18 protein-coding genes and 3 pseudogenes are annotated in these 23,665 nt (G+C 29.8%); 16 read left to right on the top strand and 5 right to left on the bottom strand.

Going from position 1 to position 23,665, the window contains the following annotated elements:
- Positions 1 to 320: 320 nt before the first annotated feature.
- The 5 genes and pseudogenes from O1U_RS01320 (at position 321) to recR (ending at position 4,965) form a co-directional block, all read left to right on the top strand.
- A complete protein-coding gene (locus O1U_RS01320; RefSeq protein WP_016503614.1) occupies positions 321 to 1,667 on the top strand; it encodes a magnesium transporter in 1,347 nt (448 codons plus the stop codon).
- Positions 1,668 to 1,864: 197 nt separating this feature from the next.
- A complete protein-coding gene (apt, locus tag O1U_RS01315; protein WP_016503613.1) occupies positions 1,865 to 2,401 on the top strand; it encodes an adenine phosphoribosyltransferase in 537 nt (178 codons plus the stop codon).
- Between the two features lie 33 nt (positions 2,402 to 2,434).
- Positions 2,435 to 3,685 (top strand): annotated as a pseudogene (gene dnaX, locus O1U_RS01310) (DNA polymerase III subunit gamma/tau); the annotation flags it as partial.
- 176 nt (positions 3,686 to 3,861) lie between these two features.
- Positions 3,862 to 4,262: pseudogene (locus O1U_RS01305) on the top strand (DNA polymerase III subunit gamma/tau C-terminal domain-containing protein).
- Between the two features lie 103 nt (positions 4,263 to 4,365).
- Complete coding sequence (recR, locus tag O1U_RS01300; RefSeq protein ID WP_016503611.1) at positions 4,366 to 4,965, top strand: recombination mediator RecR; 600 nt, start codon at positions 4,366 to 4,368, stop codon at positions 4,963 to 4,965.
- Positions 4,966 to 5,034: 69 nt separating this feature from the next.
- Here the strand turns inward: recR and O1U_RS01295 are convergent, their stop codons facing one another.
- The 3 genes from O1U_RS01295 to O1U_RS01285 all read right to left on the bottom strand — a co-directional run bounded on the left by O1U_RS01295 (position 5,035) and on the right by O1U_RS01285 (position 9,843).
- Entirely contained in the window at positions 5,035 to 5,718 is a 684-nt protein-coding gene (locus O1U_RS01295; RefSeq protein WP_016503610.1) for a peptidoglycan binding protein CsiV, read from the bottom strand.
- Between the two features lie 78 nt (positions 5,719 to 5,796).
- Positions 5,797 to 9,258, bottom strand: coding sequence for a transcription-repair coupling factor (gene mfd, locus O1U_RS01290; RefSeq protein ID WP_016503609.1), 3,462 nt, complete (start codon positions 9,256 to 9,258; stop codon positions 5,797 to 5,799).
- Positions 9,259 to 9,273: 15 nt separating this feature from the next.
- Positions 9,274 to 9,843, bottom strand: coding sequence for a hypothetical protein (locus tag O1U_RS01285; protein ID WP_016503608.1), 570 nt, complete (start codon positions 9,841 to 9,843; stop codon positions 9,274 to 9,276).
- Between the two features lie 204 nt (positions 9,844 to 10,047).
- Between O1U_RS01285 and O1U_RS01280 the strand changes: the two genes are divergently transcribed.
- Genes O1U_RS01280 through lolE form a run of 3 tightly spaced genes read left to right on the top strand, consistent with a single transcriptional unit; the run spans position 10,048 to position 13,185 of the window.
- The gene (locus O1U_RS01280) at positions 10,048 to 11,250 is read left to right on the top strand and encodes an FtsX-like permease family protein (RefSeq protein ID WP_016503607.1); all 1,203 of its coding nucleotides are present in this window, start codon (positions 10,048 to 10,050) and stop codon (positions 11,248 to 11,250) included.
- Positions 11,243 to 11,917: a lipoprotein-releasing ABC transporter ATP-binding protein LolD gene (lolD, locus tag O1U_RS01275; protein ID WP_016503606.1), complete on the top strand. Its 675-nt coding sequence runs from the start codon at positions 11,243 to 11,245 to the stop codon at positions 11,915 to 11,917. Before O1U_RS01280 ends, lolD begins: the two co-directional genes overlap by 8 nt.
- 20 nt (positions 11,918 to 11,937) lie before the next feature.
- Entirely contained in the window at positions 11,938 to 13,185 is a 1,248-nt protein-coding gene (lolE, locus tag O1U_RS01270; protein ID WP_420887243.1) for a lipoprotein-releasing ABC transporter permease subunit LolE, read from the top strand.
- Between the two features lie 45 nt (positions 13,186 to 13,230).
- On the opposite strand, the pseudogene O1U_RS01265 reads toward lolE, so the two are convergent.
- A pseudogene (locus O1U_RS01265) lies at positions 13,231 to 13,726 on the bottom strand (DUF2062 domain-containing protein).
- Between the two features lie 901 nt (positions 13,727 to 14,627).
- On the opposite strand from O1U_RS01265, the gene aroK reads away from it, so the two are divergent.
- The 7 genes from aroK to hldE all read left to right on the top strand — a co-directional run bounded on the left by aroK (position 14,628) and on the right by hldE (position 21,019).
- Positions 14,628 to 15,146: a shikimate kinase AroK gene (aroK, locus tag O1U_RS01260; RefSeq protein ID WP_016503603.1), complete on the top strand. Its 519-nt coding sequence runs from the start codon at positions 14,628 to 14,630 to the stop codon at positions 15,144 to 15,146.
- Between the two features lie 30 nt (positions 15,147 to 15,176).
- Positions 15,177 to 16,265, top strand: coding sequence for a 3-dehydroquinate synthase (aroB, locus tag O1U_RS01255; RefSeq protein ID WP_016503602.1), 1,089 nt, complete (start codon positions 15,177 to 15,179; stop codon positions 16,263 to 16,265).
- Positions 16,266 to 16,336: 71 nt separating this feature from the next.
- On the top strand, positions 16,337 to 16,780 hold the full coding sequence (locus O1U_RS04910; protein WP_051348138.1) for an ATP-binding protein: 444 nt from the start codon (positions 16,337 to 16,339) through the stop codon (positions 16,778 to 16,780).
- On the top strand, positions 16,770 to 17,603 hold the full coding sequence (locus O1U_RS04905; protein WP_016503601.1) for an SPOR domain-containing protein: 834 nt from the start codon (positions 16,770 to 16,772) through the stop codon (positions 17,601 to 17,603). The genes O1U_RS04910 and O1U_RS04905 overlap by 11 nt, the downstream gene beginning before the upstream one ends.
- A gap of 78 nt (positions 17,604 to 17,681) precedes the next feature.
- Positions 17,682 to 18,527 carry a Dam family site-specific DNA-(adenine-N6)-methyltransferase gene (locus O1U_RS01245; RefSeq protein ID WP_016503600.1) on the top strand — a complete coding sequence of 282 codons (846 nt, stop codon included), beginning with the start codon at positions 17,682 to 17,684 and terminating at the stop codon, positions 18,525 to 18,527.
- Between the two features lie 83 nt (positions 18,528 to 18,610).
- The gene (gene rpe, locus O1U_RS01240) at positions 18,611 to 19,303 is read left to right on the top strand and encodes a ribulose-phosphate 3-epimerase (protein ID WP_016503599.1); all 693 of its coding nucleotides are present in this window, start codon (positions 18,611 to 18,613) and stop codon (positions 19,301 to 19,303) included.
- A 285-nt stretch (positions 19,304 to 19,588) separates the two neighbouring features.
- Positions 19,589 to 21,019 carry a bifunctional D-glycero-beta-D-manno-heptose-7-phosphate kinase/D-glycero-beta-D-manno-heptose 1-phosphate adenylyltransferase HldE gene (gene hldE, locus O1U_RS01235; protein WP_016503598.1) on the top strand — a complete coding sequence of 477 codons (1,431 nt, stop codon included), beginning with the start codon at positions 19,589 to 19,591 and terminating at the stop codon, positions 21,017 to 21,019.
- A 14-nt stretch (positions 21,020 to 21,033) separates the two neighbouring features.
- Here hldE and O1U_RS01230 read toward each other — a convergent pair whose 3' ends face one another.
- Complete coding sequence (locus O1U_RS01230) at positions 21,034 to 22,329, bottom strand: TolC family outer membrane protein (protein ID WP_016503597.1); 1,296 nt, start codon at positions 22,327 to 22,329, stop codon at positions 21,034 to 21,036.
- Between the two features lie 435 nt (positions 22,330 to 22,764).
- On the opposite strand from O1U_RS01230, the gene cpdA reads away from it, so the two are divergent.
- Entirely contained in the window at positions 22,765 to 23,586 is an 822-nt protein-coding gene (gene cpdA / locus O1U_RS01225) for a 3',5'-cyclic-AMP phosphodiesterase (RefSeq protein WP_034411477.1), read from the top strand.
- Positions 23,587 to 23,665 lie beyond the last annotated feature (79 nt).

The raw sequence follows: 23,665 nt of genomic DNA, 5'->3' as shown, positions 1-23,665 counted from the left end.
AAAAGCCTAATGTTTTAGGGAGAGATTTATTAGTAATTAATTTATATTTTTTGCTTAGAAATTGTTAACAGAAATATTTTATAGATGTAACATGAGTATAATATTCCCAATCTAATTTACCTAAGACTCTGAGTAAAACTATAATTTACTTTATTTGAGATAAAGTAGAATTTCTGATATTTTTATTCTTGAAATGAATAAAAAAATATCTACTTTATTATATTTCTTTAAGTTATTATTCTTTCCATATGGTACTATGTTCCGAATATTTATGAAATAATAAATGCTTTCTTTTAACCGTTTCTAAACGGAGTTATTCAGTGAGTGAGTCTCAAGATTTATCCTATCAAATTAAATTGCTTTCTGTAACTAATGAACAGGAACAAAGTAGTATTTTAAATACTTTTATAGAAGAGGGATTAGAGTCTGGTTCTATTGCTTTAATCTTAGAAGCTTTTCCAATCGAAGTTCGTATTCGTTTATGGCGTGCTCTTCCATTGGAATTACATATTGAAGTTCTAACAGAAATGCGCAGTGATGTTCGGTTTTCAATTATTGATTCACTTTCAAAAATTGAACTGAAATTAACTCTTGCTAAACTTGATAATCTTTCTCTTATTGAATGGGCGGATTCATTACCTGAAGAAATTATTAACGAGGCAATTCGATTAATTGAACAAACTGAATTAGAGTTATATGATCAAGCTAGTCAGTTTGAAGAAGATGAATTAGGTCGTTGGGCCGAACGAAAAGTTGCTACTCTACCATTTAATATTAATGTAGAGAAAGCAAGACTATTAATGCATCGTTACAATTATGATATTCGACGTCAGGTATATTTAATTAATCATCGTAAACAATTTAAAGGAGTTATAAATTGCTGTGAGATTTTTCTTAATGAAGACGATGTAAGTTTAATGGACTTAGCTATTAGTAATATCACTACTCTTCATGGCAAATTAAGCTTACAGGAAGCTATTGAAGCTTTAGAGTATAATTCATTGCCTGCTTTACCTATGATAGATGATAATCAAATTTTGATTGGTGAAGTTAATTGGCAATTTGCTTTGAATACCCAGCGTCAAATTTATGAAACCCGTTTAGTAGCTGGTACTGGTGTAAATAAAGGAGCAGATTTGTTTGCTCCTGTACTGAAAAGTGTAAAAAAACGTAGTGTTTGGTTAGGTGTAAATTTACTTGCAGCAATGTTAGTGGCTAGCACTATTAGTTTATTTGATGATGTTATCGAACAAGTGGTAGTACTTGCTGTAATGATGCCTGTTGTAGCTTCGATGGGAGGTGTTTCGGGTAGCCAAACATTAACCATGGTAGTAAGGGCTATGGCTCTTAATCAAATTGTTCCAGGCAATCGATTAGTATTATTAAAAAATGAATTAAGTATTGGTGTTATTAATGGTTTGTTTTGGGCTTCTATCGCAGGAGGAATTTCTGCGTTATATTCTCAATCTATATTGTTGGGAGGTATTACTTTGTTTGCTATCGTAGTGAATATGTCTTCATCTGTACTTTGCGGTGTCCTTATTCCTATTGTGCTTCGTAAATTTAATTTAGACCCCGCATTGGCTGGTTCAATGGTATTAACAACTACTTGTGATATTGTTGGTTTTTTTGCATTTCTCGGTACTGCATCTTTAATTTTATTGTGAAATTGACATTGATCTAAAATCTTTTTGCGCTTCGTAAATTAAATTTACGATTCTACATTTTTTATAGGTTAACTTAATTTGAATCATTGCTTAGCATCATCTGCGTGTAGCTCCTATGCTACTATCTTAAATATTGTTGTTTATGATAGAATCATCGCTGTTAGTTATTTTGTAGTTTTATTAAATGTTTTAGGATTATGACAGCTGAATCTATATCTTTAATTAAATCTCGTATTAAGAATATTCCAGATTATCCAAAATCAGGTATTTTATTCCGGGATATAACCACCTTAATCGAAGATCCTAAGGCTTATAAAGCTACAGTTCAATTATTAGTAGAACAGCATAAGAACATGAATTTTAATAAAATTGTTGCTACTGAAGCACGTGGTTTCCTGTTTGGTGCTCCTTTAGCTTTGGAGTTAGGTTTAAGCTTAGTTCTTGTTCGTAAATCAGGTAAATTACCTCGTCAAACTGTTCAGCAATCTTATAAATTTGAATACGGCATGAATATGATTGAAATCCATACTGATGCAATTATTTCAGGTGATAATGTTTTGATAGTTGATGATTTATTAGCAACTGGTGGAACCATTGAAGCTGCTACTAAATTAATTCGAAGATTGGGTGGTATCGTAGAATATGCTGCATTTGTTATTAATTTGCCTAAAATTGGTGGATTCAAACGTTTAGAAAACTTAGGTTTGAATGTTTATAGCATTTGTGTATTCTAATTGATATTGATTTTTATTTAACTGGAATTTTATATGAGTTATCTTGCTTTAGCGAGAAAGTGGCGTCCAAGAAAATTTAAACAAGTAGTAGGTCAAAAACATGTGATGATTGCTTTAGAGAATTCTTTATCTAAAGATCGGTTACATCATTCATATTTATTTAGTGGTACTCGTGGAATTGGTAAAACGACTATCGCTCGTTTATTCGCTAAGGGACTTAACTGTGAGGTTGGTTTAACCGCTTTACCTTGTGGTGTTTGTTCTACCTGTAAAGAGATAGATGAAGGTCGTTTTGTCGATTTATTAGAAATAGATGCTGCTTCACGAACTAAGGTTGAAGATATTCGTGATTTATTAGATAACGTACAATATAAGCCAGCACGCAGTCGTTTTAAGGTTTATATAATTGATGAAGTTCATATGCTATCTAGACATAGTTTTAATGCTTTTTTGAAAACATTAGAAGAGCCCCCAGGGTACGTTAAATTTTTGTTAGCAACTACAGATTCCTCTAAACTTCCTATAACGGTTTTATCACGTTGCTTGCATTTTCATTTGAAACCAATTAGTGTTGATAATCTTTATAGTCAGCTAAATTATATTTTATCAAGAGAACATATTACATACGAAAATCAGGCTTTGGATATGATTGCTCATGCTGCTGATGGGAGTATGCGTGATGCTTTAAGTTTAACTGATCAAGCCATTGTATTGAGTAATGGACAGATTAATTCTGAAACAGTTACCAATATGCTAGGTATTTTAGATGCATCAAAAGCTATTTCTTTGCTAGAAGCACTCAGTGCTAATGAATCTAAAATTTTAATTAAAAATATTTGTTCTTTAGATAAGACAGGTATCCAATGGGATGCTTTATTGAAGCAATTAGCGTCACAATTACATCGTATTGCGATGTATCAAGCTTTACCTTCTACGTTAAATAGAACTCAGAAAGATTCAAAGAGAATTATTTTACTTGGAAAATCTTTATCCCCTCAAACGGTGCAACTTTATTATCAAATTGTTATTAAAGGCCGTGAGGATTTACCTTATTCACCAACTGAGCGTATCGGTTTAGAAATGGTGCTTTTACGGATGATGTCATTTAAGCCAATATCTCATGATATTATAAAACCTATTAGTACTAGTACAAAACTTGCAAATCAATCTTCTTCTTTATCAGGAAGAAAAAAAGATTCATTATCTAAATCTGAAAAAAATAAACTTTCCTCTATAACTAATATTAATGAAGTAGACTATAGAACTAAAAAATCACGTACTTTACGTGATCAGTTACGTTCCAATCGAAAAGATTTAAAAACTAGCTATCAAAATTTAGATATAAGTAAAAAAAAAACAATTTAAGATTAATTCATAATAAATATGAAACTCAAATACATTCATCGTATAAAAAAAATGAATTTTCTTCAAAAATATCTACTCACGTTAAAACTTCAGAAATGCTGGAAAAATTAATAATAGAGTCTTCTAAAATGGATCCGTGGTCTGCTCTGATTCAGACATTAAGAATATCTAAGTCTGCAAAAGAATTTTCTTTAAATTCATCGTATAAAAAAAATCTAATTCTATTTTGTTAATTTTACGTTCTAAAAAATCTTTCTTAAAAACTAATGAAGTTTGTCAAGAATTAAACCAAGCGTTAAATTTGGCGTTTAGAAAGAAATGCGATTTATCAGTAGAAATTGGCGAATATGGAGAAACACCGTTAGAATTGAGAGAAAGGCTTTATCAAAATAAATTACAACAGGCTTTTATCAGTTTGGAAAATGATTTTAAACTTAAAGTTTTTAAGAAACATTTTTCAGCAAAGATAATTAGAGATAGTGTGCAACCAATCTAATAATAAAGCTAATATATAACCTTATAAAGCAATTAATATATGAATTAATTTTAAAAATATTCTTAATTTGAATATTAATATCTGGATTGGATAACATCGATTTATGTTTACTAGTCGTGTATTAGAATCTTTAGTAGAATCTTTATGTTGTTTACCTGGAGTAGGTCAAAAATCAGCACAACGTATGGCTTTTCATTTATTACAACGAAATAGAAAGGGAGGTCTAAAGTTAGCAGAAGTTTTAAAGCAAGCAATGACTAAAATAGGCAATTGTAAGGAGTGCCGCACTTTAACTGAAAAAGAAGTTTGTCATATTTGTCTTAATATTAAGCGTCAAGAAAATGGTCAACTTTGTGTTGTCGAAAGCTTTTCTGATATTACAGCTATAGAAGCTACTGGCCAGTTTTCTGGTCGTTATTTTGTTTTGATGGGTCATTTATCTCCTTTAGACGGTATTGGGCCAAATGATATTGGTTTAGATCTATTTGAATCTCATTTATATAAAGGGAATATTACTGAGGTTATTTTAGCAACAAATCCAACAGTTGAAGGAGAAGCTACTGCTTATTATATTGCTGAATTATGTTATGCTCATAAAGTTTTAGCAAGTCGTATCGCTCATGGTGTTCCTATTGGAGGAGAGCTCGAATTAGTAGATGGTATGACACTATCACATTCATTACTTGGTCGAAAAAAAATGTAAAGCATTTCAATTGTAGAAAACTCATTTAATTGAATTACGATTAATCTTTTATTTTGAAGTTTTATAGTGCTATTCTTCTTCATTTACACGATTTATTTGGATTATAATACCCATGAGAGGATGATCTAGGTAATGTGTTTCAGAGCTACGTATTTGTCGCTTTTGATTCATCCGATAGCTTTTAATAAATTGTTTGTTTTTATCTTTAAAATTAGGATTAAAAAAGCTGAGATCTATCTTCTGATTAACAGTATGAAGTTTATTAAGGTTAAGCTCTATTTCTAAATATAAGTAATGCTGGACATAAATTTGTAATTTTCCGTTTAGTTCATAAATTGGTTGAGATATATTTTCTTTATTTGTAATAATATCTTGATTTAGTTCCTTTGAGTAGTTTTTTCCAGCTTGAATATGAAATATAGGTGAATATTCCCTGTTATCATCGTTTTGTCGCCAAGCTTTATGTAAGAGTATTTCAAAATCTTGATGTTCTTTTAATGATTGTAAGGACTTATCAGTTAATTTATATTCAGCAGATGGTAATATTTTAATCCCTTTTTTAATTTGATATTCTTTATCTTCAAAGCTTCTTGCATGATTTAGATTAATTTTTGGTAGTGTATTTGGCCAAGATTCACCAGTATTTTTAACATCGATTATTCGTTTAAAAATAACTATTTCTATATCAAACTGTCTTTTTGCTATTGTAGGTAAAGAAAATGATAAAAGTAATAAGATTAAAAATTTTTTCAATGGTAGTACTCAATTAATAATTAATTACATTATTTACTATGGCATTCTTATTTTCTTTCATTTGAAAATATAAAAAAATTACATGGTATGCAATAAATCTTTCTGAAGATTTTTTAGTATGTTAGCGATAAATTGAATTCGTTTATCTGGTGATGGTATTTTAAATTTAAGTTTAGTAGGGCTTACCATTATAAATTGTTGTGGTTGTGATTGTAATAGTGAAGCTAAAGATTTTGGATTGATGTTAGTATCAGATTTAAAATCAATATGTCCTTCTTTTTCATTTGCATGAATCAGTTTAATTTTTAATAAGGTTGCCTCAATTTTAAGTGCAGAGATTGATAATAAATTTTTCACTGGGTCTGGCAATACACCAAAACGATCAGTTAGCATGATTTTTAATTCTCTTAATTCATTTTGATTATAAGCACTAGTTACCTGTTTATATATAGATAGACGTGTATTTGCATCAGGGATATATTCTTCTGGTAAAAGTACTGGTAGTTTTATATCAATTTCAGCTTGTGTATTAAATAAAGATTCAAGTGATAGTTCTGTACCAGTTTTTAAGTCTTCAATCGCTTTTTTAAGCATTCTCATATATAAAACAAAACCAACGGATTGAATTTGACCACTTTGTTCATTACCAAGTAATTCTCCCATACCGCGAATTTCTAAGTCATGGTTAGCTAGAGCAAAACCAGCTCCCAAATCTTCTAATGATTCTATAGCAGAAAGACGTTTAGTAGCATCCTTTGTCATTTCTTTTTTTTCTGGTATTAAAAAATAAGCATAAGCCTGATGGTGTGAACGCCCAACACGTCCTCGCAATTGATGCAATTGTGCTAAACCTAAATTATCAGCTCTATCTATGATGATAGTATTAGCTGTTGGTATGTCAATTCCAGTTTCAATAATAGTAGTGCATACTAGCACATTAAATCGTTGGTGATAAAAATTAGTCATTACTTTTTCTAATTCACGTTCATTCATCTGACCATGAGCTATTGTCATAGAAGCTTCTGGAATTAATTTTACTAAATTACTGGCAATTTTATTAATAGTTTCAACTTGGTTATGTAAAAAATATACTTGTCCTCCACGCATAATTTCTCGCAATATGGCATCACGGATCAAATCGTCTTTTTTTTGAATAACAAAAGTTTTAACCATTCTTCGACAAGCCGGTGGTGTTGCAATAATAGAAAGGTCTCTAAGACCATTAATGGCCATGTTTAATGTTCTTGGGATTGGTGTGGCTGTAAGAGTTAGTATATCAATATTATTTTGTATGGTTTTGACTTTTTCTTTTTGTAGTACACCAAAGCGATGTTCTTCATCGACAATTAGTAAACCTGGATCTTTAAATTTAATATTATTTGATAGTAATTTATGTGTTCCAATAACGATGTTAATTTTTCCACTAGCTATATCTTTTATAATTAGTTTTTGTTCTTTAATTGATTTAAAACGAGATAGTACTTCAATACGGATTGGTACATTAGAAAAGCGGTTTCGGAAATTTTCAAAATGTTGCTGTGCTAATAGAGTAGTTGGAACTAGAACAGCCACTTGTTTATTATTATTTGTACTGATGAATGCTGCACGCATAGCTACTTCAGTTTTTCCAAATCCTACATCTCCGCATACTAATCTATCCATGGCTTTAGATTGACACATATCAGATAATACAGCATTGATAGCTTCATTCTGATCATGTGTTTCCTCAAAAGGAAAGGCAGATTTAAATCTTAAGTATGGCTCTTGATTTAAAGAAAATTTATAACCTAATTTTAACTTTCGTTTAGCGTATATATTCAGCAATTCATACGCTATCTCTCTGATTTTCTTAAAATTTTTTTTTCGTTCTTTAATCCAGGTTTCTCCTCCAAGCTTATGTAATTGAGCTTTCCCTTGAATGCTAGTTGAATAATAGCTAATGAGATTTAATGATGAAATTGGAAGATAAAGTCTGGCATTATTTTGATATTCTAAAGTTACAAATTCACTAGGAATACCAAATGTTTCTAGGGTTTTTAGCCCAATATATCGACCAATTCCATGATCTATATGAACAACATATTGGCCTACTTTTAGTTCTTCAGAATGATAAATATTAGAGTTATAGTTAGCAATTTTACTGTTAGGAATTTTTTTTCTTCTGTGAATTGTTTTCATCCCAAGAAGATCAGCTTCACAAATAAAAGCTAATTTTTGCTTGGTATGGATAAAACCATGTTCGGAATATCCTAAAATTAAGCTATGTTTATTGTTGTTTTTAATGGCAGTATAAAGATTTTTGGTTTTAATGGGAAAAATTTTAATTTGCTGAAGTAATTCAAGCAATGCTTCTTTACGGCCTTCTGATTCTACAGAAAAAATAATTTTTCCAGAAAAATATTCACTAAATTGCTGTAATGCAATTAATAAATCATTATCTTTAGGTTTTATGGTTAATATTGGAAGTTTTTTAATCAATGCATTAGTTCGTCCTGGCTTTTTTTGAATTAGTTTTGTTGATAATATTGTGTGAGGAAATTGTTTAAATTTACCAAATATTTCATCTTTTTTTAACCATAGTTCATTTGGTACTAGTAGTGGACGTAGTGAGTGATTTTTTCCTTGTTCATAGCGATAATTTGCATTATTTATAAAAGTATCAATCGCAGGTTCAATATTATCTATAGTAATTAATTGACTGTGTTTAGAGATATAATCAAACAATGTTTCTGTTTGTTTAAAAAATAAAGGTTGCCAATATTCAATACCTGCAGGCCAAATACCTTTAGAAACTTGGAAATAAATAGATTCTGGATTACTGCTACTTTTAAAACGCTTTTGCCAACTGGAAAGAAAATTTGTAATAGCTGATTTTGTATTTGAAAACTCATGTGAAGGAAGTAGTAAAAGTTCACTAATGCTTTTAATTAAATACTGATTGTTAGGATTTAAGATGTAGATACTTCTTATTGTATTTTTAAAAAAATTAATACGATAAGTTTGTGAGCTTCCTATAGGGAATAAATCTGTAGTTGAACCACGAGTGGAATATTCTCCAGGTTCAACAATTTGATTGGTATGAAAGTATCCAGATCTTTCTAATTGGAGAATGAATTTTTGAAAAGGTAATATATCTCCAATTTTTATTGTTAAAATGTTTTTTAATAGGTGTTCTCTAGGTACTATTTTTTGTAGCAAAGTACTAATTGATGCGATAGTAATGCCTTTAGTTTGATTTAGAAGTTGATATAAACGTTTAATTCTACATGATATAACATCTCGGTTTGGTGAAAAATTATCATAAGGAAGTGTTTCCCAGTTTGGAAAGAAAGTGATTTTTTCAGAAGTGAATGATTTTATTTCTTGAAGAAGTTGAAGTCCAGTTTTTGAATCTGGTACAGCTAGAAGAGTGTGATTGTTATGTCGTCTATCAAGTTCAGCTAAAGCAATGGCTAAAGTTGCACCATGTAAATTTCCAATGTATTTTTTATCTCCAACTTTTTCTGAGTTGGTAAGGAAAAGAAAAGTTAATTCATCCATAATTATATTTGCTACTTATTCTCTATTCATAGAACGTGAACGTTGACGCAATATTTTTTTTTGCTGATAAAGGGCGGCTTTAATCAATAGGTCTTGGTCACACTCTTTTAATAAATTGTATTTTACTGTGATTATCCAGATTTTCTCTGCTTTTTTACAGCATATGACTTTCCCATAGCAATAGACTGCTGAAGGTGGATATTCTAGAAATAATTTTACTCGTACTATAGTATTTATTGATAATTTATTTGAACTGCCATACGAAAATTTACTAGCTCCAAACGATAAAGTGGACTGACTATACTTCATATTATTATGCTGTGATAGTGCAAAAGATAGCAATAAGTTCAATTTAGAATTTTGATTGTCAAGTAATTGAATGACATGGTTTAATTTATTATTTTTAAGTTCTAACAGAGCATTATCATTGAATCTATCGAGTTTACTAAATTTATTAGCAATAATAAATGGAGCAGGTATTTCAAGTTCAAATTGTTCCTGAGAAGGAAGAGAAAACTGATTATCCATCGGTTCAACATTAGCAGTCATTTTATGATTAACGGTAAAAAAGTCTTGTTCTAACATATGGTTCCCTTTTTATTAGGTTAAATAGTATTTGTATTTTTTGGTAAAATAACTATACATATAATATATCGTTAATATAGATACGCTAATTAGCATAATATTACTGCTATCATCATGTTTTCTTTATTTTTTTAAATGGACAAATAAGAGTATGAGATGGCTGTATATTTTTCAAAGTAGTAGATAATTATATTGTTATAAAATATGTTTTATCCAATTTCAATTTTTATAAGTTTTCGTCATCTTAAAGAAGCTGGAGGTAAGTTCAGTCAGTTTACTACTTACATGTCTGTTATAGGTATCACAGTAGGTGTCATGGCGCTTGTTATAGTTTTATCAATCATGAGTGGTTTTGAAACTAATCTTAAGAATAGAGTTTTAGGTGTACTTCCACAAGCTGTTATTTCTTATAAAGAGGATCAAACATCTATGCTTGATATTGCTCCAAAATTTATTACAGCAATATCCAACAGAGTAGAACCATTAATTCATAGTGAAGTAATAATTCAAAGTATTTCTCAGTTATCTTCTGGCTATATTATTGGAGTAGACCCTAATAGTTATGATCCAATTGAAGAACATTTGATTATTGGGGATGATCTCGCGTCTCTTCAATCAGGTAGTTATCGTTTATTCCTGGGTGATATTTTAGCTCGTTCTTTAAATGTATTTTTAGGTGATAAAGTGCGTTTAACCGTTACAAGTGTAGGAAAATATACTCCATTTGGTTTAATTCCAGCTCATCGTAATTTTACAGTTGCTGGTATTTTTAGTACAGGTTCTGATGTTGATGAACAATTAATAGTAACTAATATTGCAGATGCTGGACGGTTATTGCAATATGAAGCAGAGAATATTTCAGGATGGAGATTATTTTTTACTGATCCTTTTGTAGTAGCTGATTTATCATCAAAACCTTTACCAAAAGGTTGGAAATGGAATGACTGGCGTGATCAACGTGGTGAATTATTTCAAGCTGTTCGTATGGAAAGGAACATAATGAGCTTGATGTTAAGTTTAATTATTCTAGTCGCTTCATTTAATGTTATTTCTGTGCTTATTATAGTTCTTATGGAAAAACAAACAGAAGTAGCTATTTTAAAGACTCAAGGTATGATTGGCAGTCAAATCTTTACTATTTTTATAATTCGAGGTATGAGTATTGGTTTTATAGGATCTATTATTGGTAGTTTATTAGGAATATTTTTCCTAAGTAATTTAAAATTCATTTTAAGAAATATAGATATTGAATTTTTTCTTATTCTTAGGCAATTACCGATTATTATTGATCTTAAACAAATTGTGATAATCATTTTGCTAACAATAGCTCTTAGTATGTTTGTAGCTATATTCCCTTCCTATCGAGCATCATTTATTAAACCAATTGAGGTTTTAAGACATGTGTAATTTTCTTAAATGTGAAAATATATGTAAAACATACCATGAAGGAACTCTTGATACTGAAGTGCTTAAGGGTATAAATTTTGAGATGGATTCTGGAGAACTAGTATCAATTATTGGTGCATCAGGTTCTGGAAAGAGTACACTTCTTCATATATTAGGAGCTTTAGATGAAGCAACAACTGGAAAAGTGCTTTTTCTAGATTATGATATGATGGCATTACATCCTAATCAACAAGCAAAAATTCGTAATAAGCATCTAGGTTTTATTTATCAATTCCATCATCTTTTAATGGACTTTTCTGTATTAGAGAATGTTGCGATGCCTCTCTTAATTGCTGGAAAGAAAGTATCAATAGCAATAAAGGAAGCTAAAGCACTTTTAGATCAAATCGCTTTGGGTCATCGTCTTGAACATCGACCATCTGAACTTTCTGGTGGAGAGCGTCAAAGAGTAGCAATAGCTAGAGCATTAGTTAATAAACCGGATTTAGTATTAGCTGATGAACCAACAGGAAATTTAGATCAAAAAACAGCTTTGGGAGTATATAATTTAATACTTGAACTGAATAAAGAATCTGGTATAGCATTTTTAGTAGTAACACATGACATTGAGTTAGCGATGAATATGGAGAGACAAATGAAAATGCAAGATGGCATATTGCTGTATTAAGGTTTTTTTAAGTGTTCATTATTTCTTCTAGATTTTTAGTTGCTATGTTTTTTAGCACGATTAGAAATCGTAATACAATGGTTTCGTTTATAGCTTTGGCTTCTATTATCGGTATTGCAATTAGTGTTTCATCTATGATTATGGTTCTTTCTGTAATGAATGGCTTTCAATATGAATTGAAAAATCGAGTTTTATCTATAATTCCTCATGGTGAATTTGAGGGTATTCAAAAACCTGTTTCAAACTGGCAGCTATTAATGAAGCAAATAAAACAATGTAATACAAGTATTGATTCAGTTGCTCCTTACATCAGGTTGATGGCTTTAGTTAACAAAGGGTTATATACAAAGGCCATTGAAGTTCGTGGCATTATTCCTTCTCTTGAAGAAAATTTTTCTAGCTTTTCTGATTTTATTGATTCTCAAGTATGGCAAACATTTCATTCTGATTCTCAACAAATTATTTTAGGTAAAGGAGTAGCTGATTCTATTCATGCAAAAAAAGGAGATTATGTAACTTTAATGGTTACTACTACTGGTAGCAATGAACTTAATAAATTACCAGCACCTAAAAAAATTCGTCTTAAAATAGCTGGATTATTAGAGTTGCATGGTCAGTTAGATCATAATTTAGCATTAATTCCGCTAAAAGATGCTCAGAAATACACTCAGTTAGGAGATAGTGTTACTGGTATTGCTGTTAAAGTAAATGATGTATTAAATGCTGAGAAGATTATTTCTGAAGTAAATATTAATTTAAGCAATTACTTGTATTCAAGTAGTTGGCAAAAAAAATTTGGTTTTTTATATCGTGATATTCAATTAATTAGAACAATTGTTTATTTGATTATGGTTTTAGTTATGTGTTTAGCTAGTTTTAATATTGTTTCTGCATTAATGATGACAGTAAAAGGATGCTCAAAGGATATCGCAATTTTAAGAAGTATTGGTGCTGATGATGTATTTATAAAGAAAATTTTTGTTTATAAAGGAATTATTTTGAGTCTTTCTGGCAGTTCCATAGGTGGAATTATAGGAGTCATAATTTCAATGAACTTAACTTCTATCATTAAAAAGATTGAATTATTAGTTCATCATAATTTCTTATCTAGAAATATTTATTTTATTAATTTTCTTCCATCTAAGGTTAATTTTTTTGATGTAGCTTTAATCTTTTTTATCACTATTGTTTTAAGTTTATTAGCAACTTGGTTGCCTGCAATTAAAGCAAGTAAATTAAAACCAGCCTCTATACTTAATTCTAAATGAATTCATATCATTATATGGTTTCTTAATAAATATAATTAAATACCTTTAGCGCAATTTCCTTTTGTTCCAGTTACGTATTACTGAATAACGCCAGCATGCTGTAATGATTAAATAGCTAGTGAAGGCCGAAAAAATTCCACATATCATGCATCCTAACAATAGTGGAGGAACGATAATATTTATCTGGTTTAAAATAAACTCCCAAGAAAATTCAAAGTAGAATGTTTTAGAGGGAATATTCATAATAAAAGCCCCCACTTTATAAGCAAAGTAAAATAAAAATGGCATTGTAATTGGATTAGTAATCCAAACCAAAGCTACTGCAAGAGGTAAATTAACGCTACATAAAATTGCTAATCCTGCAGACACAATCATCTGGCTTGGAAAAGGTATAAAAGCAACGAGTAACCCAATAGCAAACGCTCCAGCTGTTGAATGACGATTAAAATACCATAAATTAGGTTTTAGAATAATTTTACCAAAGATCTTTAATAAACTTTTCTGTTTGAGAAATATTATGTTTTTCAATAAAATGCTTAATGTTTTTTTTTTCATATTTTAAATTTCTTTTAAATCAGTTTAGAAAGCACTTCGTATTTTTAGGTTAATTGAAAACAGTTATTATGTTCTTTAAAAAAGATATGTTTATTATTTATAAATAAAATGTATTGAGTAATGTCAATATTAGCTTAATTATATAAGATAAGTACAATAGTTACTTATTTTATAATATAACGGTTTATCATTACTTTATTACTTTTCCCTGTTTTTTATATTTATAATTTGCGTGATTTTTACAGATAGGAGTAAGTAGTTGAATATTTTGTTAAAACTTTAACGTATAGATTTAAAGCAAGATTAATAAGGAATATTAATCTTTTAATTTATGTAGTATATCATTGAGTATGTCAGTAATTATGTTATTTTAGACAGAATTGGTTTTGATTTTTTTAAACAAGATCTCATTTCAAAAAGATAAGGTTGGATTAGATTAGATGTTCAAAGTAAAAATATATGAATAGGTAGAATGCCAAAATTTTTGGTATTCAGCTTAGCATATATATTCATTTTGAAAGAAAAAATTGCTTATCTATGTTTTTTCTTAAAGAAAGGAACATCATATGTGACACTAAATATATCTACTTTTTATTCATCGTATTCAAAGATAGTTCAATTTGTTTTCATTTTTCTTCCACATAAATGAACTAATTTTTTTAGAAAAAAATGATATAATGCATGTTTACATAGGATTCACATAACTGAACTAATGATATAAAGTATATAAAGATGCATTTTTATTAACTCTAAAATAATTGAATGGTTTTATATTTTTTTATAGATAAATAAGTATCTGTGTAGATTTGGTGCTGTAAGGCCATACGTTATATATGTGAGCTTGCAGTGGTTTTGTCAATTAATACATTTTGTAATACTGCTAAAACATGGCTGAAAAACGCAATATTTTTCTTGTTGGTCCTATGGGGGCTGGCAAAAGTACAATTGGTCGACACCTTTCCCAACAGTTACATATGGAATTTTTAGATTCAGATGTAGTTATTGAGGAGCGTACTGGTGCTGATGTCGCATGGGTTTTTGATGTTGAAGGAGAAAAGGGCTTTCGAAAGCGTGAAGAATCAATTATCAATGATCTTACTAAACTACAAGGGATTGTACTGGCAACAGGTGGTGGTTCTGTTAAAAGTAAAGAAAATCGAAATCGATTATCCGCTCGCGGAATTGTCGTATATTTAGAAACAGCAATTGAAAAACAGCTTGCACGTACAAATCGTGATAAGAAGCGTCCTTTATTGCAAACAAAAGATCCACGAGAAGTGCTTGAGTTTCTAGCTATACAATGCAATACATTGTATGAGGAAGTAGCAGATTATACAGTCAGTACTGATAATCAGAGTGCAAAGGTAGTAGCTAATCAGATTATAAAAATATTAGAGGAGCGTTGATATTTTGTTCCCAATAAAAAGGTCAATATTTTGGAGAAAATTTGGGTTTGTTTAAATAAAAACAGTTATCCGATTTTAATTGGTTCTGGATTATTTAGTAATTCAGAGGAACTTTCTTTTTTAAAAAAGAAAAAAAGAGTTGTGATTATTAGTGATTATAAAGTCGCTCTTTTATATTCAGATAAATTATTAACTCTATTAGCATTATTTGGTTGTGATGTTTCATTATTAAAGTTGAAAAGTGGTGAACAATATAAAAACTTGTATACGTTTAATAAGATTATCAAGTATTTGTTAGAAGGTAATTATGATCGTGATATGATCATAATTGCTTTAGGTGGGGGTGTAATAGGTGATTTAGTTGGTTTTTCTGCTGCTTGTTACTGTCGTGGGGTAGATTTTATACAAATGCCAACTACTTTGCTTGCTCAAGTAGACTCTTCAATAGGTGGTAAAACAGCAGTAAATCATTCATTAGGTAAAAATATGATTGGTGTTTTTTATCAACCTAAAGCAGTTATAATTGATACTGAATGTTTATTAACATTATCTTTACGAGAATTTACTTCTGGCATTGCGGAGGTAATTAAATATAGCATAATTTGTGATCAGCATTTCTTTAGTTGGTTAGAATCTCATCTTGATAGATTATACTATTTTGATAAAATTGCGCTTAAATATACTATTTCATGTTGTTGTAGAATTAAGGCTCAATTAGTTTCTCAAGATGAAAAAGAATCTGATATTCGTGCCTTTTTAAATTTAGGTCATACATTTGGTCATGCTATTGAATCTGCATTAGGATACGGAATTTGGTTACATGGTGAAGCTGTATCTTCTGGTATAGTTGTGGCATCGAAAATAGCTCAATTACAAGGATTAATTTCTGAAAAAGAAGTTGAAAGAATTATTTCTTTGCTAAGAAAAGCTAGATTACCAGTATATATTCCTTCAAGCATATCTTTTCTTGATTTGATGAAGTATATTCTTCGAGATAAAAAGGTGCTCAGTGGTCAGTTAAGACTAGTATTACCTACCAGTATTGGTACAGTTAAGATAGTTAAAGGAATTTCAAAGCCAGTGATAAGACAAGCTGTTGAGTATTGTCGAATGTTGTGATTTTTTATTTATCATAGATAGTAAAGTTTATAGGTTATTGATATTTGATATCTGTCTGTAAGGATCCATCTATGAGTATGGAACATTATTCACATGTACTAGAATTAGATTCTCAGACTAAGTTACTTGAACGGTTGCAATTATTAGTAAGTCTTAGTTCTAATTTAGTAACAGTGTCTGGTGAATTAGGTTCAGGTAAATCTTGGTTAGCTATTCGCTACTTAGAGGCTTGGGTAAATGACAAAAACCAATCATTTTTAATTTGTCATTCTAGTCAAGATGATGAACAACGTCGCTCTACTATCCTTAATCAAGTTATGTCAGCTCCTGTTTTTGATCCGAAAGATTCTTTATCTACTAGTTTAAATCATATTTTGAATGAAAGTTCTTGCGATTTGATCATTGTTGTTGATGATGCACATTTGTTGAGTGTTCATTTTATTTCTGAACTTTGGAATTTAGTACTAATAGCAAAAAAAAAAGCATTGGATAATCAATGTTGTTTTGTTTGCTAAAGTAAATAGTATTGAATGTTTGTTACCTTATTTAAATTGTGATCAAGAGAATAAACCAATTGAATTAGAAGTAGATGCTTTTTTTCAGGATGAAGCCGATTGTTTTTTTAAATTATTTGTTGTTCCCTTTATTAAAAAGGATATGAAAAAAGAAGTATTGGATGCCTATAAAAATATCAAGTTATTTCCAGGTTATATTATAGATTTAAAACATTTTAAAATGGTAAACCAGAAGGTCGTTCCTCATCTCGTTATTTTATCATCCAAAGTTATTGTTTTATTTTTATTAATTTTTAGTGTTATATATTGGTCATTAAATGAATTTAAATATGAGAATGTTTTAGTATCACTAGAAAAACAAAATGGAATTATTTTTTCTTATTTTTTTGATATCTTTTTAAAAGATAGAATAAATATTAAAAATGCATCTGATGTAAATCATATTGATTCTGCTCGACAAGTGGAAATAATTCAGGAAGTTGAGAAAAAGCAAACTATTTATTATGAGAAAAATATTATTCTTCCTATTTTTTCTTCAGAATTAAAAGCATTTTTACCAAGCAGTTATACATTACAATTAGCTGCACTCAATTCAGTATTTAAAGTACAAAAATTTATTAAACAATATAATTTACAAGGAAAGGTTAGAGTTTACTCCACAGTTCGAAATGGAATCAGGTGGTATATTATAACTTACGAAAATTACCCTACTATTCAAATGGCACGTGATGCTGCAGAAATATTACCAAACACGCTAAAGATACTTAGACCTTGGGCAAAATCAATGACTCAGGTACATAAGGAAATTGATTTTCCTAAATAATATAGTGATTTTAGTAAAAATATGTTATCCCTCGTGATTTTGTTTTTAGTTTTATAGTAGATAGAATAGAGCAAATAAATGAAGAAGCATCGTGCTTTTTTAAAATGGGCTGGCGGTAAGTATAGTTTAGTAGAAGATATTCAACGTTATCTTCCTCCTGCTAAGAAGTTTGTAGAACCTTTTGTTGGTGCTGGTTCAATTTTTCTTAATACAGATTATGATCGATATCTTTTAGCTGATATTAATCCAGACTTAATTAATCTTTATAATCTTCTTAAAGAACAGCCAGAAAATTATATTTTAGAAGCTAAGCGTTGGTTTAAAGAAAAGAATAATTGCAAGAAAGCATATTTAGATATTCGTTTTCAATTTAACAATACCAATGATGTTATGTATCGTTCGTTAGCATTTTTATATATGAATCGTTTTGGTTTTAATGGGTTATGTCGTTACAATAAAAAAGGAGCGTTTAATGTTCCTTTTGGATCCTATAAAAAAACTTACTTTCCAGAAGCTGAATTAGAATTTTTTGCTGAAAAAGCTTTAAAAGCAACATTTGTCTGTGAAAATTATAAAGAAACATTTAAGCGTACTCGTAAAGGTTGTGTAGTTTATTGTGATCCACCGTATGTGCCTCTTTCTAAAACTTCTAATTTTACTTCTTATATGAAAAATGGCTTTTCTTTAATTGATCAGACTTTATTAGCCTATGTAGCAGAAAAAGCAGCATTTGAGCGTGGTATTCCTGTGCTCATTTCTAATCATGATACTAGGTTTACACGTCGTTTGTACGATGGAGCAAATTTAAGTGTTGTAGAAGTAAGACGTACTATTAGCCGTAATGGTTCTAAGCGTAATAAAGTTAATGAATTATTAGCATTATTTCACCCAAAAGCAAATTTTTCTATCCAGAATAGGATTTAAAATTTAGGAGTATTCTAAAAGAATACTATAAGTTTGATGTAGCAATTATTTTTATAAGTTATAACTTTAACTGGGGGTCAAATGTGAAGAAATTTTTTATTGCTCCATCAATTTTATCTGCTGATTTTGCTCGTCTTGGTGAAGATGTAGAAAAAGTAATATCAGCTGGAGCCGATATTATTCACTTTGATGTAATGGATAATCACTATGTACCTAATTTAACTTTTGGGGTGCCTATTTGTGATTCATTACGTAATTATGGTATTACTGCGCCAATTGATATACATCTTATGGTGAAACCAGTTGATCGTATTATTCCAGATTTTGCTCAAGCTGGAGCATCCATGATCGCTTTTCACATTGAAGCTTCTGAGCATGTTAATCGTACACTAGATCTTATCAAAGTACATAATTGTCAAGCTGGTGTAGTATTAAATCCAGCAACACCAATATCTTGTTTAAATTATATTATGGATAAAATTGATCTTATTCTTTTAATGTCAGTTAATCCTGGATTTGGAGGCCAATCATTTATTCCAAGTACTTTAGATAAAGTAAAAGCAATTCATCAATTGATTAATGAATTTGGTTATGACATTCGGTTAGCAGTTGATGGTGGAGTAAATCTGGAGAATATTCGTAGTATTGCCGAAGCAGGAGCGAATATGTTTGTTGCCGGTTCTTCTATTTTTAGCCATCATAATTACAAACAAGTCATTGATGAAATGCGTACAGAGATCTTAAAAGCTAACACTTCACTGTTAAAAAACATCTAGTCTCTTTGCTAAAATATTTTTAAAGATTTTTATGTTTAACATGCTATACATAGGACGCAATATTTAGTCACTACATATGTAGTTTTTTGATATGTTCTACTTTAATTAAAGTAGAATTATCAGGGTATGTAAAATAGTAATTTATAATAATCTTGTTAATTTTCATGCCAAATGATTTTAATACATTATTACTTAAAATTTTTTATATACAGTATAGATAATTAGAATAATTTTATAGCATACGTTATATACAAAAAAGTTATAGAATAATTGGAGATATATACAATGAAATTAGTTATTCCAAATTATGCTCAATCTAATGTTTTAGTAATTGGTGATGTGATGTTGGATAGGTATTGGTATGGTCCAACAAATCGTATTTCACCAGAAGCACCTGTGCCTGTAATTAAAGTAGAGCATAATGAGGAACGCCCAGGTGGTGCAGCAAATGTTGCGATGAATATTGCTTCACTTGGTGGAAATGCTCATATTATTGGTTTAACAGGAATGGATGAACCAGCAAGGGTGTTAACTAAAATATTAATGTCTTTAAAAATTACTTGCGATTTTGTAACCTTGCCTAATTATCCCACTATTACTAAATTACGCGTGTTGAGTCGTAGTCAACAATTAATTCGTTTGGACTTTGAAAATAGGTTTAACGATATTAATGCACAATTGATTCTATCTCGTATGAAACAAGCATTATCTAAAGTAAATTCGATGGTTTTATCTGACTATGATAAAGGTACTTTAGATCACGTTCAACAATTTATTAAGAAAGCACAGGATAAGAATATTCCGATATTTGTAGATCCAAAAGGTGTTGATTTTGAACGTTATCGTGGTGCAACTTTATTAACACCGAATATGGCAGAGTTTAGCTCAGTTGTTGGTAAAATAAAATCGGAAGAAGATCTGGTAAAAAAAGGTTTATCTTTGATGAAGCAATATAGTTTTAAAGCTTTATTGGTAACACGCAGTGAATATGGAATGACATTGATTCGTCCTGGAAATAAAGCATTACATCTACCTACATTAGCAAAAGAGGTATATGATGTAACTGGTGCTGGTGACACAGTGATTGCAGTATTAGCAAGTTCAGTGGCTTCTGGTCAATCTATAGAAAAATCTTGCATTCTTGCTAATGCAGCAGCTGGTGTTGTTGTCGGTAAATTGGGAACATCAACTTTATCAGCTGTTAGGCTAGCAGAAGTGATTAATGGTAACCAGAAATTTAAATCTGGTATAATTACAAAGTCTATGCTTATTCAATTTGTAAATCAGTCAAGAATGAAAGGTGAAAAAGTTGTAATGACGAATGGTTGTTTTGATATTTTGCATGCAGGCCATGTATCTTATCTAAATCGTGCATCTGAATTAGGTGATCGTTTGGTTGTTGCTGTAAATAGTGATGAATCAGTAAGAGGTTTAAAAGGATTAGGTCGTCCTATTAATTCGGTTGAGCATCGTATGGCCGTACTGGCTGGTTTAGGCGCTGTAGATTGGGTGGTTTCATTTGATGAAGATACTCCTAAACTTCTTATTTCTGAAGTTTTGCCAAGTTTATTAGTAAAAGGTGGAGACTATAAATTAGAAGAGATAGCAGGTGCTAAAGAGGTTATTGCAGCTGGGGGATCAGTGAAAGTCCTTGATTTTGAAAATGGTCATTCAAGTTCTCAAATTATCAATGCGATTCAAAGTTCTATCTCTTGATAGATAAGCAGAATTTATATCTGTTTTTTTACTGTAAGCTTTTTATTGATATGTAAAATATTTTTTTCATTTAAAGAACCAGTTATTTCGCGCATTCGGAGGACGTTTAAGATATAGTCATAACGAGCGTTGGATAAGTTCTTATTTGCATCATATAAAAGATGAATAGAGTCTAATACATCAATTATGTTGTGTGTTCCTATGTTAAATCCAGTTTTTGTTGCTTCAAGAGCAGAAGTGGTTGAAATTATCATTTGCTCATAAGCATTCAATGAATAAATTGAAGCAGTAATATCATTGTAAAGTTTACGAATATGTGTTACTAATTTTCGGTTTTTTAGTTCTAAGTTTTTGCTTGCTATGATATAGTCATATTCTGCTTGTTTTGTTTTTGATGCGATATATCCACCAGAGAATAAAGGCACTTTTAAGTGTAAAGTAAGATTGAAATCCAATTGCTTACCAACAGGTGAGGGTATTTCTGATCCATCAAGAAGATAGTCAAAATCTAATTGTGCTGATGGAAGATTTTCATATTTTATCAGTGCAATCTTATCTCGTGCTATATCTTTATCAATTTGTGCCATTAATAGATTCAGGTTGTTCTGTTTTGCTTGATTAATTAGTTCATCTATTGAAGTCATAATTTTGTTTGCTGAGAAATTTTTATTATCTAAAACTTTTATATTGTTATTATTCTTTTGATTTGTAATTTCGCTTAGCATTTCATATTGATTTGCTAGATTATTTTTAGAGATTATTTCATCTGCAAGTATAATATCATATTTAGCTTGCACGTTTTGAATTTCAGTAATTGAAGCATTTCCTGCTTTAAATTGGTCTCTTGCTTGTTTTAATTGATGGTTAAATATTGTTTTTTTTGAATGAATTAACTTCAGGTTTTCTTGAGCGCGAAGCACTGAAAAATATGCTTCTGCAGTGCGAATCATTAAAGCTTGTTGAGCAGCTTTATAAGCATATTTTTTTTTGATAGCTATTTTTTTTGCTATATCTAGAGCAGTAAAATTTGAATATTTGAAAAGTGATTGAGAAAGCTTAATATTATTGCTACGGATGTGCTTACTATAGGAGTTCCTAGAGTAATTACTAGATAAAAAAAATTCCGGTAAAAAAACACTTCTACTAGAGGTTATGGCTTCCAAGGCAGAATCGCGTTGTGCTAATGCACTAAATAATTTAGGATCATTCTCTTTTGCTTCGTTATAAATTTCCAAGAGATCTTTAGAATGTACTAAATTGCTTAAGCTTGTTAAGATTACACTGATAAGTAGTAGAGTTGATTTGCTCATTTTTTCTCCGGCTTCTTCTGAAGGGGGGTTGAGCCTTTCTATCTTAAATTTTAATTTAACTGGATGGCAATAGAGAAAATATATTTTTATGCTAAAAAATATAAAATTTATGTATAAAATATAAAGCTATATATTATAGAAGTATAGATTATATTCTCTCTAATATGAGGCATTCTATTAAAAATTAGCTAATTTTTAATAGAATGCTTTAATGTAGACAAATTATCAAGATCAGACTTGATTTTCTAATGAAATAAAGTTGTTTGTATTGTATCAAGATTCAATGTTAGTTAGATTAGTATTTAGAATATTTTTTTAGTAATTATAACTATAATAATTTCATGGAGTTCTTTTATTTTTGATATTTTATCCTGTTACCTTATCAGTAAATTATTTATTAATTTTATGTTCACTTGAGTAATTGAATCTTTGGTTTTGAGATTATCATTAAATTTAACAAATAGTTCTAGCATAAAGCTGTTGCAAATTACAGATACTCATTTGTTTGCACCCGAAGATGGAAGTCTTCTAAATGTGATTACATTAGATAGTTTTCAGGCTGTTTTAGGTGCTATTATAGAAAAAAAGTTTCAGTTTGATGTTATTGTAGCAACTGGTGATATTTCTCAAGATCATAGTGAGGAGTCTTATCAACATTTTGTTGATAGCATTTCTGTTTTAAAACAGCCATGTTTTTGGTTAGCTGGTAATCATGATTATAAACCTAGTATGGCAGGTTTTTTTCGGCCAAAAAAGATTTTTAATCTAGAGCACGCTTTCTTAAGTGAAAATTGGCAGATTATTATCTTAGATTCTCAAGTGTTTGGTGTTTCTTATGGCCATTTAAGTAAACAGCAAATGTTGTTATTAGATAGCATATTAAGAGAATATCATCATCATCATACTTTAATTCTTCTTCATCATCATCCTATATTAGTTGGCAGTGATTGGCTTGATCGTCATGCTCTCAAAGATAGTATAGAATTTTGGCAAATACTCCGTAAGTACAGTAATGTTAAAGCTATTTTGTGTGGGCATGTTCATCAGAATATAGACCGAGATATTCAAAATATACGTGTACTATCAGCTCCTTCAACATGCATACAATTTAAACCAAATTCAAAGCATTTTGCATTAGATCGGTTGTCTCCAGGTTGGAGAGAAATAGAACTGTATGATGATGGTTCTATTTCAACTCAGGTCCATCGTTTAATGAGCACTTATTTTTTACCTGATTTAAATACTAATGGTTACTAATTAATAACAATCATTTTTTATTTTCAGATAGTTAAGTTGCTTTAAAAGCAGTAATTACTTCTATTTAAATTATTCGAAT

Origin of the sequence: Candidatus Photodesmus katoptron Akat1 (assembly GCF_000478685.1) — a bacterium.
GTDB classification, from domain to species: Bacteria; Pseudomonadota; Gammaproteobacteria; order Enterobacterales; family Vibrionaceae; genus Vibrio; species Vibrio anomalopis.
The sequence above is the reverse complement of the archived record's forward strand: the minus strand, read 5'-3'. Positions and strand labels throughout refer to the sequence as shown.